The sequence below is a fragment of the Brevundimonas diminuta genome, from assembly GCF_039673845.1.
GTDB lineage: Bacteria > Pseudomonadota > Alphaproteobacteria > Caulobacterales > Caulobacteraceae > Brevundimonas > Brevundimonas diminuta_E.
This window is the reverse complement of the sequence record NZ_JBDJMK010000013.1, coordinates 83,743-95,619: the sequence shown is the minus strand read 5'-3', so window position 1 is coordinate 95,619 and position 11,877 is coordinate 83,743. Positions and strand designations below refer to the sequence as shown.

The window sequence follows — 11,877 nt, the reverse complement described above, 5'->3', positions numbered from 1 at the left end:
GTCTCGAACCCTCTTCCTTTACGCACCGCCTTGCCGCGGGATGGAGCAGCCCGGTAGCTCGTCAGGCTCATAACCTGAAGGTCGCAGGTTCAAATCCTGCTCCCGCACCCAGCATTACCTCACACCCGGACGTGAGGCTCTGATCTACAGAAACCCCACGGCTCCCAGTCGTGGGGTTTTTTGTATTCTGTGCCTGGCTCAGCGCCAGCAACGCCGCCAGGCTGCCGTGGACTTCCAACTGGAACTTGCCCAGGCCCTCCGTTGGGATGAAGTCCACGCAATCGATCAGCTTGCGCAGTTCCGTGCGTATCTCTTCGCCGTCCTCGCCCTCGATGGCGGCATGTAGATTCTCCGCCAGCCGGCGGTAGACCTCCGCGGCGCCGGGATGGAGCTGGATCACCGACGGGGCGGCGTCCATCGCCAATCGGGACTGGATCTCGCTCCGACGGACCTTCAGCGGAGCGCTGATCGTCTTCAATTCTTCCGTCTCGATTGCGCCGTCCAGACACATGGTCTGCGCGCGCTTCAGTTTGCGCTCGATCTCCGACAGTTCGCGTTCCAGCGGCGCCCGTTCAACCTGGAGCGCGTGGCGCTCCGCGTCCGCGGCGGCGTGAAAGGCTCTGACGGCCTCTGCGATGGCTTCGGGCGACAGCAGGTGGATCTTGATGCCGGCGAGAACGCGCTCTTCGACCGTTTTGGCAGCGATGATCTTGCCGTTGGAGCAGGTTCCCCGATCGTAGCGGCCGCTACAGTTGTACTTGCCACCCTTCAGCGTCATGGCGGAGCCGCACAAGCTGCACTTCATCAGTCCGGACAGCAGGCGTTTGGGCTTGCGAGTGAGCGTCCTGGGCTGTTCTGCCTGGGCGTCGAGGCGGGCCTGAACGGCATTCCAGAGCTCCTGATCGATGATGCGCAGGTGCGGGACGGGCTGGCGCAGCCATTCCTCAGGCGGGTTCAGCGCCGATGAGCGCTTTCCGGTGTCGGGGTGTTTGCGGTAGCGACGCCGATTGAACACCCGCACGCCGATATAGAGTTCCTGGTGCAGGATGCCGTCCTGGGCGCGGCGGTCGCCATGAATGGTCGACGGCGTCCATTCGTCTCCGCGTGGACCGGGTTCGCCGGCGGCGTTTAACTTGTGAGCGATGGCGCGGGCCGACATTCCATTGCGGCCGAAGTCGTTGAATATCTGGTGGAGGATGTCGACCTGGCGGGCGTTGGGGTGCAGTTCGCCCTTGCTGACGATGTCATAGCCATAGCAGCGGCCGCCGCCCGAGAAGCCGGCTTTCACCCGTGCGGTCAGGCCGCGACGCGTCTTCACCGCCAGATCGTGCAGGAAGAGTTCGTTCATTGTGCCTTTCAGCCCGATGTGAATCCTGTCGATCGGGCCTTCGGCCAGGGTCTTCAGGTAGAGCAAGCGCTTGTAGATGTGGGCGATGTCCTCCTGGTCGCGCGACAGTCGGTCGAGCGCTTCGGCCATGACGTCGCTGACTGCGCCGCGCTCCCCGGCGGCGAGGAGGGCGCGCAATCCGGGGCGGTTGGCGATCGCGCTGCCGGAAGCGGCCTTGTCCGCGAACAAGAGCGCGTCTGTGACGCCCTCGGCTCGGCTGGAGCCGTCGCCCAGAGGCTCGAAGTCCATGACTATGCGGATCGTGAAGGCGGGTTGTCCATCGGCCGTTTTCGCATCCCAGCGCAGCACGATGCGCTGATCGGGCGTGACTTCCTCGACGTCCACGGCAACGGAGCCCTGCCGATCAAACGCATCCATGACCGCTGGATCAGCGAATACGCCGGACACGCCCTGTCTTTGATTGATCGTCTGAAAGGCGATCTGGAGGGGCGGGCCTGAAAGGACCGGGCTGATCCTGCAGTTCCGCCCGCGCGACGCCCAGCGCCGCCGTCCACCAGGCGAGTTCGTCGAACAGGGCCGTCGCTGAGGTGTTCAGGTGGTCGAAATCCTCGAACCCTCGTCGGCCCGCGGCGATGTCCAGATAGGCCTCCATGCCGACATGGACGGCTGAGCGCAGGGGCGCGAGCTGCAGCTCGATGCAGATCAGTCTCAGGTGCTCGATGGCGCGTGCGGCGCCCACGCCGCCATAGCCGACGAAGGCGGCGGGCTTGCGGTTGAACTGAACATAGGCGTGATCGAGCGTGTTCTTCAGCGCGGCGGGAATGCTGTGATTGTACTCGGCCGTGAGGAAGATGAAGGCGTCCATCTCGCCGACCCTGTCCGCCCAACGTCGCGCATGGACGCATTGCGGCGGCGAATGGGCGGGAGCGGCGGCTTCATCGAAGAGAGGCATGGGATAGTCCCTCAGATCGATCGTTTCGGCTGCGAATTCGCGGCGATCGGCCAGACGGTGCAGAAGCCACTGCGTCGGCTTGTCGGCGAAACGGCCGGTGCGCGTGGTGCTGATGATGAGGCCGAGGCGAAACGGTTTCATGGCGAGGCGTCCTTTCGGGGGGATCATCGGCGCGGGCGAGCGGGTGAGATGAACAGGCTTGAGGCGATGACGGCGAGGCAGGTCGCGGCGGCCGCCAGCGACACGCCGACGAATATGTTTCCCGCCAGATGTTCGGCGGCTTCGGCGCTGAGCGGAGAAATGAACTGGCCCAGGAAGAGGCTGGCGGCGGCGACGCCCGTGAAGAGTCCGCGCCTGTGCGCAGGGGCCGAAGCGAGCACGAGGCCGTTGACGGTGGGCAGGAGGAGGCCTGCCGAACAGCCGGCGATCGCCATGCCCAGCAGAACCAGCCGATAGTCGCCGAAAGCTACACACATCTGGCCTGCGGCGATCGCCGCAAAGGCTGCTGCGATGATGGCGGACGGCGCGTGGCGACTGCGTATCCTGCTGTAGAACGCCGCGGTTACGCCGCCGGAAAAGGTGCACAGGGACAGGGCGTATCCCGCCAGTCGGGGATCGACCGCCCCGTTCGACGCCAGGTGGAAGGGCAACTGCACCGGGATGACGTAGAACAACGCCATGCCCAGGAAGGCCGAGGCATAGGCGAGAACCAGCGGCGGCCATCGCGTCGTGTCGGCTTGTTTGCCTGAGGGCGACGCGGCGACGGGCGGCGACGAGCGGGGCAGATGCCGCAGCGCTATGGGGATCAGCGCCAGGGCCAGCAGATAGACGGCGAACGGCAGCCGCCATCCCCAAGCGGCGAGCAGGCCGCCCAGAAGCAGGAAGAGCATGCCTCCGAAAGACGCCGCCGAGCCTTGCAGGCCGATGACGCGTTGCCGTTGCTCATTGGCGTAGAGCGCGCCGACCAGGGTGAGGCTGGCGGTGCTCATACCGGCGATGGCCGCTCCGAGCGCCGCACGGGAGACGAGGAGCGTAGCGAGGTCGGGCGCGTAGAGGCCGGCGGAGCCAGAGATGGCGAAGGCCAGGGCGGAAACGACCAGGATTCTGCCGGCGCCGAGCCGGTCGACCAGCGCCCCGATGAAAGGCGCCAGCAACGCGATGATCAGCGCCGGAAGCGTCAGCGCGATCTTGACCAGAAAGGCCCCGTTGGGCGTGTCGGCGAAGGCTTCCGCCATGCCGGGCAGGGCGGGCGTGATCGCCGTCGCCGCCATGGCGGTGAGGCAGCTGGCGCCGACCAGGGCGGTCAGGGCGCCGTTGCGCGCCGGGGCGGAGGCGTCCCGGCGTCTCTGTCTGAAGACGATGGAGGGAGGGGGCATGCAACGTCGCTTTCTCGTTTTTGCGCGTGCATTAGGAATGATTGTCAGGTCAATATCGCGGTAGTCTCTGGAATATGGACTGATTGTCTATGAATATGGACAGTGAGGGAACGTGAAGCTGAACGACCTCTTCTTCTTTGTTCATGTGGTGGAAAGCCGGGGGTTTGCGGCGGCGTCCAGATCTTTGGGCGTCCCAAAATCGACGCTCAGCAAGCGCGTGGCCGAACTGGAGATTGATCTAGGGGCGCGACTGCTTCATCGCACCACGCGACAGGTCGCCCTGACGGACGTGGGGGAGAGCTTCTTTCGCCACGCGAAAGCCGCCTTGCTGGAAGCCGAGGCCGCCGGCGACGCCGTGCGGCGTCGGCTGTCGGAACCGCAGGGCCTGGTTCGCATCTCGGCGTCCTCCACGACGGTTCAGACGGATCTCGCCGATCTGTTGCCGGAGTTGGCGCGCCGTTACCCGAAAATTCAGGTCGGGGTCGTCGTCACCAGCCGATATGTCGACCTTGTTCACGAAGGGATCGATGTCGCGATCCGCGTTCATCGGGGCGCGCTTCCGAACTCGGATCTGGTCCAACGCCGGCTCGGCTATGCTCCCAACTACCTCGTGGCGTCGCCCTCCTATCTGGCCGAGCATGGAAATCCGGCGCGGCCCGAGGCGCTGGCCGCGCACGCCTGCGTCGCGCCGGAGACGTCGACCGCCCCGTTCACATGGACCTTGCTGGGGCCGGAAGGCGCGGTCGTGAGCGTTCAGCCCGCTGTGAAGCTCTTTGCTGACGACCCTGTTTTGATCGTGAAGGCGGCGCTGGCGGGCATGACCGTCGCAAGCCTGCCTCATCGCCTGGCCCGTCCCCATATTGAAAGCGGCGACTTGGTGCGTCTTTTGCCGCTGTGGGAAATGAAGGGGGCGACGACGACGCTTCTCATGCCTCACCGCAGGGGGCAGTTGCCTTCCGTTCGCGCGGTCGTCGACTTCCTCGCGGAGCAGATGGCGTCACCTTGACCCTGATGTAGCGTGAAGGCGCAAACGGCCACCTGCAAAAGGAGGGCGAAGCCCTGTCGCGAGCGTCGGCATCGCGATCAGTGTCGACAGTGTTCCGCAAAACATCGGCGTTGCCGGTTATCCCAGCGCACCCGGAGAGCGCAGCTATGAAAGCACGCCGATGGGCCGCGACGCTGTCGGGCGGCGCCTGGCCTATGCCGCCAAGGGCAGACTCATTGAGCTCAACAGCTTTTCGACATCGGGAGATACGGCGCTGATCGTCGCCACGCTTCATTCGGCAGAGCGCCCTGTTTTGATGTCGCTGTGCGCCGTGTTTTGGGATGAGCGGCTGTCCGTGTTGAAAGAGACCTATGATCCAGCGCTCCTTCCGATCCGCTGGTCCTTCCGACAGTATGAAAAGGCGTCCGAAGAGGCAGACCGACTTGCGGCATACGGAGTTCCTGAATTCATGGCGCCGACGACCAGCACCCCGATACCCGGCGCCCAGGACGAGCTTTCTCAGGACTGGCGGGTCATTTCGTCCTGACGAAATGTTCGCCTGCGGTTCTGAGCTTCAGGTCCATGCGGGTTTGCAGGACGTTGATCTTGTTGATGCGATCTAACCCGCCTCCAGCCTGTAGCGGCTTCTCAGCTTGGTTCGGATGTCTGGATTTATGATTCCGTCTGATCGTAAGCGCGTCGGTGGGCTTTGATGTCGTTCAGATTGTCGTGGACCCAAAAGTTAAATCCCTCAAGGGCGCGCAAAGCTCCATGGCCGATCTCCGTCAGCTCATACTCCACACGGGGCGGCACTTCAGGAAAGTAGTGACGGATAACAAACCCGTCGCGCTCGAGATTGCGCAGCGTGAGCGTCAGCATGCGCTGCGTGATTTCTCCGACCTCTTTTTTCAACGTCGAAAAGCGGAGCCGATGATCCTCCGCGAGAGAAAGACGCCAGAGAACCGGCACAGTCCATTTGTCACTCAGCAGCCTGCAAACCCCGTTTGACGGGATGGGCTGGAAGTGTCTGTCGGTTTCCGGTTCGCGCAGTGCGCCGGCGCTGGTCTGCTCGTCCAAGGGTATCATCCTTGTACCTGACGCTGAAAAATGTGCCGTCTTCCGGGGGAAACTCGTTCGTATATATGGATCGCCCTTGTTCAAGGCGAGGGTTTCCGATGACCAATAGCAAGCCTCCAATTCTGGTTTTCGGCGCGACCGGAAGACAGGGAGGATCTGTCGCCAAAGCCTTGTTGAAGGCTGGATGGGTGGTTCGCGCACTCGTTCGGAATCCGGCAGACGCGGCCTCGATGGCATTGCAGAGTGCAGGCGCCGAACTTGTGCGGGGCGCATTTGAAACGACAAATGTTATCCGCTCAGCGATGAAGGACGCCCATGGTGTCTTTAGTGTGCTGCCCGCCAATCTGACTGCCGAGGATGAAGTCCATTATGGCGCTTCAGTCGCGGATATCGCAGCGGAAACCGGCATTACGCATTTTGTCTATTCGTCGGGCGCCAGCGTGGGGAATGCGCTGACAGGCGTTCCGCGTTTTGATGCAAAGCCTCGCATTGAGGCCCATGTTCGGGCGCTGGGGATGACGACGACCATCATCCGGCCCATGATTTTCATGGACATGCTGGTGCGACCCGGTTTCGGTCTGGATGAAGGCCGGTTGGCATCCCTGATCAGGCCTGACCATTCTATTCAGCTCGCAGCGGTCGATGACGTCGGCAGGTTTGTTGCAGCGGTATTTGCCGATAAGCCCCGCTTTGGCGGCGCAACGCTTAAGATCGCGAGCGATCGTCTCACCGGGCATGAAATTGAGAGCGCCCTCAGCGAAGCAGCCGGTCGCCCGATAACCTATGAACGGTTTCCCGAGGACGTTCTCGCCGCAAACGCTGATCTCGCCCATATGGCGAAGAGCCTTGAGGATGGGTCCCTTGCTGAGCGCGTGGACCTAAGAGCGATGCGCGAAATTAATCCCGAACTCCTCACCTTCAGAGCCTGGCTTGCTGGCGATGGGCGAAAATTGCTGGATGCAGCCTTGCGGGCATCAGCCTAGGCTCAGGATGCATGGCCGGAAGAGGATGATTGCGGCGAGATGGATGGCGCAGAGGAGGCCGGTGGGGCAGCGATCATAGCGGGGGGCGACGCGCCGCTAGTCTTTCAGTCGCGCAAACATGATCTCAATGCTGTTGTGCAGTTTGCGCCCGACCGGGATGGGGGCGGACAGACCGGGCGCGGCCAAGACAGCGATAAGAAACGCCACAGGGCGGGTTCCTGTGAAATGGAGTGGGAAAGGCCGATACGGTCCTCAAAACGCTCTGTGGCATTCCTGTGCGTTCAGCGTGACCAGAGCACGACGAGGATTTTTTAAAGTCGCGCATGGCGGGTATCCCCATCCCGCTCGTCAGTAAGGCTAAGGCCCGTTCGGGTGGCGCGCGGGGCCGGGGAGTTAACGTGCATGGATTTCAGGTATCTGCTGCTTGGCGCAGTCGCCGTCCTGGCGACCGGAACGTCCGCAGCCGCGCAGACGCGCGCTTACAACATACCCGCGGGGGACGCGGCCGCGAGCCTGCAGGCGTTTGCACGGCAATCGGGAAAGCAGGTGCTGTTTCCTTTCGATGCCGTCCAGGGGCAGCGCGCGCCCGCGATCACTGGCCGGTTTGATGACGCCGATGTCCTCGATCGTCTCGCCAGGGCGGCAGGTCTGGAAGTGGTCACGAACGATGCCCGGACCGTGACGTTGCGACGCGCGACGGCCGGGCGCGCCGTCAGACCGGATACCGCCGACGCAGAAAGCGTCACCCGGTTGGAGGAAATCGTTGTTGTCGGCTCGCACATACGCGGCGGCGGTGCGGGCGCATCTCCGGTCATCCGGTTTGATGATCAGATGATCGCCCGGTCGGGCGCTGCGACGCTGCAGCAGTTCTTCGACAAGCTGCCGCAGAATTTCGGCGGCGGCGCCAATGCCAATAATAACGCCAACTCGGGCGTCGATCGTGATGTGGGGTCGAACTGGGGTGCGGGGTCCGGCCTGAATCTACGCGGATTGGGCACCGGCACGACCCTGACCCTTCTCAACGGTCGGCGCCTCACCGCCTCGAACCAATTCCAGTATGTCGACATTTCGCTGATCCCCGTTTCGGCGGTTGAGAGGATCGAGGTGCTGACCGATGGCGCTTCGGCCCTGTACGGCTCTGATGCGATCGGCGGCGTCGTGAACATCGTGCTGCGTAACGACTTCGAGGGGTATGAGACGCGGTTGCGCTATGGCGGCGCCACTTCAGGCGGTCTGGAAGAGTTTCAGGCGGTCCAGACCGGCGGCTGGAACTGGTCGAGCGGCCATGCCCTGCTGAGCTATGAATTCCTGTCGCAGGACAATCTCGACGTCTCCCAGAGACGTTTCTCCCGCAATGCGCCGTTCCAGCCCTATGATCTCTATCCGGAGACGGAGCGACACAGCCTCTATGGCGCCATTTCGCAGACGATTACGCCGAACCTCTCGCTTGAACTGAATGGTCTTTACGCCAAGCGCGACGTCAGATCCGTGAGGGCGACGGCCAGCGACTATCAGATCGGGGCGCCTTCGACAGAACAGTATGATTTCTCAGGCGCCCTTACCTATGATCTGCCCGAGGCTTGGCAGGTGCGGCTGAGCGGCGCTGTCGGTCACAGCGATGTCGTGCGCACCGGTTTTTCGACGACGCCGGCCGGGGTCGTCAGTCCGGCTTCCAGCTTCAATATTGCTTCGGATTCCCGGTATGTGGATCTGGCGGCTGACGGCCCGCTCTACGCCCTTCCGGGCGGCGAAATACGGATGGCGCTGGGCGCAACCTATCGAAGCGAAGAGTATCGGAACCGCTTCACCGCAGGGACGAGGCCGCAGCCGACCGTCAGCGGCGCCCGTGATGTGGCCTCGGTGTTCGGCGAGGTCATTGTGCCCCTTGTCGGACCGGACAATCGTTTTGCCGGCGCTGAACGGCTCGAAGCGACGATTGCGGCCCGATATGATCATTACAGCGACTTCGGTTCGACGCTGAATCCAAAGCTCGGCCTGCTGTGGGAAGCCGTGCCGGGGCTTCTGTTCCGTGGAACCTACGGGACGTCCTTCAGGGCTCCGATTTTTGAAGACCTTCAGTCGCAGAATGCAGTCGTCGTGGTCGTCAATCTGCCGAATGCGACGGCCCCGACCGGCCGCACGAATCTGATGCTGCTGCAGGGCGGCAATCCTGATCTGGATGCAGAGAAGGCGACGACCTGGACGGGGGGCGTGGAGTTCAAACCAGCCTCTGTCGAAGGCCTGTCCCTCGGCCTGAACTATTATCGGGTTTCCTATACCGACCGGATCGACCGGGGATTTCCCGGAAATTTCACAACCCTGTTCGCGAGCGATACTGCGCCCTATGCGCCGATCCTGACCTATAATCCTAGCCTGGACCTGATCACCCATTTCAGGGACATGGGTCTGGCCGGCGCCCAATATGCCCTGACGCGCGCAGGCCCCTTCGCGGTGCCGGCGGATCAGGATGAACGGAATGTCGAGGTCATCCTCGACAACCGTCTGCGCAACAATGCGGCGACCTTTCAGGACGGTGTCGATTTCAATATCGGCTACAGGTTTGATGTCGGCGCCAACCGCATCGGCCTGAGCGCGGCCGGTCAGTACATCCTTTCGGGCACCCGCAAGGTGATCGAGACGTCTCCGAAGGCCGATGCGCTCAACCAGGCGTTTCTGCCTGTGGACTTCAAGGTCCGTGCGGGTGCGACCCTGGCGCGCGGGGATTGGTCGGCCGCCGCCTTCCTCAACCATGTCGGCGGATATCGCGACCTGGGCAATGTCGAAGATCCTTCCGTCGACGCCTGGACGACCATGGATCTGGACATCCGGTATGAGGCGCCATCGGGGGCCGCATCCTATCTGCGCGGCGCCTCCATCGCGCTGGGCGTGCAGAACCTCTTCAACGAAGATCCGCCGTTCGTCCTTACGCCGTCAGGAAGCGGTTTCGATCCGACCAACGCCAATCCTCTTGGCCGTTTCATCTCATTGACGGTGACGAAGCAATGGTAAGGCCCATCGTCCGCACGGTGACGTGCGCCCTGTTGCTGACCTCATTCACGCCGGCGACGGCGGCTGACCGGGGCGTGCCGGTCACGCCGGATATCCTGTTGTCGCATATCACGCGCAACGCTGAAGAGACGCCGGTCCATCCCCGCATGCAGTGGCTGGACAACGGCCGCCGCATTCTTATCAGCACGGTGACGGCCCAGGCGCAGGCGGGCGCCGGGCGCGGCCAGTTCGCTGAATATGTTCCGCTCAGCTATCTGCAGCGCACCGTTGACGTCCGCACCGGAGCAATCTCGGATATCGGTGTGGGCTATGATCCCGTCGTCGCGGCGCGGGCGGACGTGATCGCCTATCACCCTGAAGGTTCGGACGGCGGCCGCCTTGTCGTTGCGCGATCAGGCGGGAGCGCGACCTGCGAGATTTCCGTTGCGGAACTGATGCCGGACACGACCGGGGTCGAAGCGGTCGCCCTTGCCGGGGATGGCGCCCATATCGCTGTGGCGGTCGGCTATGGCGCGCCAAGGTTCGCCGCGTCGGCGGCTGCGCCTGTCCGGGGGGCGGCCGTGAGAGTCCTCGAGGCCGCAGCGCCTGAAGTCTGGGGGCACAACGTCGCCGTCTGGGTTCTCGACGGACGCTGTGGGGACGCGCGCCGTGTCGCCGATCTTCAGGAAACGCGGATCGGACGGATGACCTGGGCAGATCAGGACCGCAGGATCGTCGCCGCTACGGCGACGCCGGTGGAGGGGAAAGGCTTTCCCCGTAGCGATCTGCAGCTTTTCGATCCGGCAAAGGCGCAGGTCAGCGTCCTGGCGACCAACATCGGCGGTCAGGGCGCGGCGTTCCTGCAGGCGGCCCCGGTCGGCCCCTATGTCGCCTTCACCTACGACCAGGAGGGGCTCGGCTATCAACTGCGCAAGCAGTTTGCGATCGCCTCGATCGCGGACGGCCGGATCCAGGTCGTGTCCACAGACCCCAGGGAACGTCCCCGCTGGCTGGACGGGCAGACGGTGCTGGCGGATATCTCCGGCGCGCATCCGCTGACACGGCGGCTCGCCACCGTGGGCATCGATGGCCGCGAAGCTGAGCTTTCCGGCATAGCGGCTAACGCCATGCCGTCGCCGGACGGGCGTCGGCTGGCCTGGCTCGACATTGATCTCTATGGCGGCGCGAGCCTTTCGGTCGCCGATTTGCGCAAGGCCGACGGGGGCTGGAAGGCGTCGCCCCGGCGCCAAATCTGGAAGGCGGATCCGCCGCTGGCGTCCTACGCGCGGGCTGAACGCAGGTTCGTCCGTTGCGAAAGCACCGACGGCGTTCGTCCTGAAGCGATCCTTGTGCTGCCGCTGGGCCATGATCCGCAGCGCCGGTATCCGCTCATCGTTGACCTTCACGGTGGGCCGCGCGGCGGGCTGGATGGCGGAAGCCACGGCGCCTATACCCCCGGCACCATCCTGTCTTCCAGCAGCCTCGAACACGATATGTGGGCGGCCCGGGGCTATGCCGTCCTGGTCGCCGACTATCGCGCAAGCGGCCTCTATGGTTTTGATGCGGTGTCGCGGACGGGCGAATCCTACGCCCAGGACTTCAACGACATCATGTGCAACGTCGACGCCGTGATCCGCGACGGCGTAGCCGACCCCGACCGGATGGCGGTCATCGGCCACAGCTACGGCGCCTATGAGGTGAACTGGATCATCACCCATACCCATCGCTTCAAGGCGGCCATCTCCAAGGAAGGCGGTTTTGCGGATCATATGGCGGGCTGGGCGGCCGGAGGGCGCACCAACCAGCTCGCGACGACGCTCTACGGCAGCCCGATCGACAACCCGGATGTCTATCGCCGCATGTCGCCGATCAACTTCACCCGCGGCGTGACGACGCCGACCATGTTCGTCAGTCATCGTGGAGGCGCGCTTCCGGGCGATCTCTACGGATGGATGTACGCCGCCTGGCGCGAGCAGGGGATCGACGCCCAGTATCGCATCTATGATGACCCCAACCATGTCCTCATCGGCGAAGCCGACCAGAGGGACCAGCTTTATGCTGCGATCCACTGGATCGACCGCTATCTCATGCCGGACCGCGTCGGGGCCGTGGATGAAAGACCTTGATAGCAGCGGCGGCCTGCAACCTATGGAATCGCCTCCGACAAG

10 protein-coding genes and 1 tRNA gene are annotated in these 11,877 nt (G+C 63.6%); 6 read left to right on the top strand and 5 right to left on the bottom strand.

Annotated features, from left to right (window positions below):
* Window positions 1–34: 34 nt before the first annotated feature.
* Window positions 35–111: transfer RNA gene (locus ABE454_RS14965), tRNA-Met, on the top strand.
* Here the strand turns inward: ABE454_RS14965 and ABE454_RS16180 are convergent.
* The 3 genes from ABE454_RS16180 to ABE454_RS14945 form a co-directional block, all read right to left on the bottom strand.
* Window positions 68–1,636, bottom strand: a complete 1,569-nt coding sequence (locus ABE454_RS16180) for a recombinase family protein (protein WP_430826495.1) — start codon at window positions 1,634–1,636, stop codon at window positions 68–70. The two genes, ABE454_RS14965 and ABE454_RS16180, sit on opposite strands and share 44 nt — an antisense overlap.
* A 139-nt stretch (window positions 1,637–1,775) precedes the next feature.
* Entirely contained in the window at window positions 1,776–2,441 is a 666-nt protein-coding gene (locus tag ABE454_RS14950; protein ID WP_346532897.1) for an NADPH-dependent FMN reductase, read from the bottom strand.
* A 23-nt stretch (window positions 2,442–2,464) separates the two neighbouring features.
* On the bottom strand, window positions 2,465–3,676 hold the full coding sequence (locus ABE454_RS14945; protein ID WP_346532896.1) for an MFS transporter: 1,212 nt from the start codon (window positions 3,674–3,676) through the stop codon (window positions 2,465–2,467).
* Window positions 3,677–3,788: 112 nt separating this feature from the next.
* On the opposite strand from ABE454_RS14945, the gene ABE454_RS14940 reads away from it, so the two are divergent.
* Together ABE454_RS14940 and ABE454_RS14935 are read left to right on the top strand one after the other, a co-directional pair.
* Window positions 3,789–4,682 (top strand): LysR substrate-binding domain-containing protein, encoded by an 894-nt coding sequence (locus tag ABE454_RS14940; protein ID WP_346532895.1) that lies wholly within the window; start codon window positions 3,789–3,791, stop codon window positions 4,680–4,682.
* A 160-nt stretch (window positions 4,683–4,842) separates the two neighbouring features.
* Window positions 4,843–5,208 carry a hypothetical protein gene (locus tag ABE454_RS14935; protein WP_346532894.1) on the top strand — a complete coding sequence of 122 codons (366 nt, stop codon included), beginning with the start codon at window positions 4,843–4,845 and terminating at the stop codon, window positions 5,206–5,208.
* A 125-nt stretch (window positions 5,209–5,333) separates the two neighbouring features.
* Here ABE454_RS14935 and ABE454_RS14930 read toward each other — a convergent pair whose 3' ends face one another.
* Window positions 5,334–5,738 (bottom strand): winged helix-turn-helix transcriptional regulator, encoded by a 405-nt coding sequence (locus ABE454_RS14930; RefSeq protein ID WP_346532893.1) that lies wholly within the window; start codon window positions 5,736–5,738, stop codon window positions 5,334–5,336.
* A gap of 98 nt (window positions 5,739–5,836) precedes the next feature.
* Here ABE454_RS14930 and ABE454_RS14925 point away from each other — a divergent pair, with 98 nt between their 5' ends.
* Window positions 5,837–6,721, top strand: a complete 885-nt coding sequence (locus ABE454_RS14925) for an NmrA/HSCARG family protein (protein WP_346532892.1) — start codon at window positions 5,837–5,839, stop codon at window positions 6,719–6,721.
* 393 nt (window positions 6,722–7,114) lie between these two features.
* On the opposite strand, the gene ABE454_RS14920 is transcribed toward ABE454_RS14925, so the two are convergent.
* A complete protein-coding gene (locus tag ABE454_RS14920) occupies window positions 7,115–7,501 on the bottom strand; it encodes a hypothetical protein (protein ID WP_346532891.1) in 387 nt (128 codons plus the stop codon).
* Between the two features lie 51 nt (window positions 7,502–7,552).
* On the opposite strand from ABE454_RS14920, the gene ABE454_RS14915 reads away from it, so the two are divergent.
* On the top strand, window positions 7,553–9,730 hold the full coding sequence (locus ABE454_RS14915) for a TonB-dependent receptor plug domain-containing protein (protein ID WP_346532890.1): 2,178 nt from the start codon (window positions 7,553–7,555) through the stop codon (window positions 9,728–9,730).
* Complete coding sequence (locus ABE454_RS14910) at window positions 9,724–11,835, top strand: alpha/beta hydrolase family protein (protein WP_346532889.1); 2,112 nt, start codon at window positions 9,724–9,726, stop codon at window positions 11,833–11,835. Before ABE454_RS14915 ends, ABE454_RS14910 begins: the two co-directional genes overlap by 7 nt.
* The last annotated feature ends 42 nt before the right edge of the window (window positions 11,836–11,877 follow it).

Bases quoted from the DNA above. Each gene is read 5' to 3' on its own strand.
- ABE454_RS16180 (WP_430826495.1), bottom strand. From the start codon at position 1,636: ATGGACTTCGAGCCTCTGGGCGACGGCTCCAGCCGAGCCGAGGGCGTC.
- ABE454_RS14950 (WP_346532897.1), bottom strand. From the start codon at position 2,441: ATGAAACCGTTTCGCCTCGGCCTCATCATCAGCACCACGCGCACCGGC.
- ABE454_RS14945 (WP_346532896.1), bottom strand. From the start codon at position 3,676: ATGCCCCCTCCCTCCATCGTCTTCAGACAGAGACGCCGGGACGCCTCC.
- ABE454_RS14935 (WP_346532894.1), top strand. From the start codon at position 4,843: ATGGGCCGCGACGCTGTCGGGCGGCGCCTGGCCTATGCCGCCAAGGGC.
- ABE454_RS14925 (WP_346532892.1), top strand. From the start codon at position 5,837: ATGACCAATAGCAAGCCTCCAATTCTGGTTTTCGGCGCGACCGGAAGA.
- ABE454_RS14915 (WP_346532890.1), top strand. From the start codon at position 7,553: ATGATCGCCCGGTCGGGCGCTGCGACGCTGCAGCAGTTCTTCGACAAG.
- ABE454_RS14910 (WP_346532889.1), top strand. From the start codon at position 9,724: ATGGTAAGGCCCATCGTCCGCACGGTGACGTGCGCCCTGTTGCTGACC.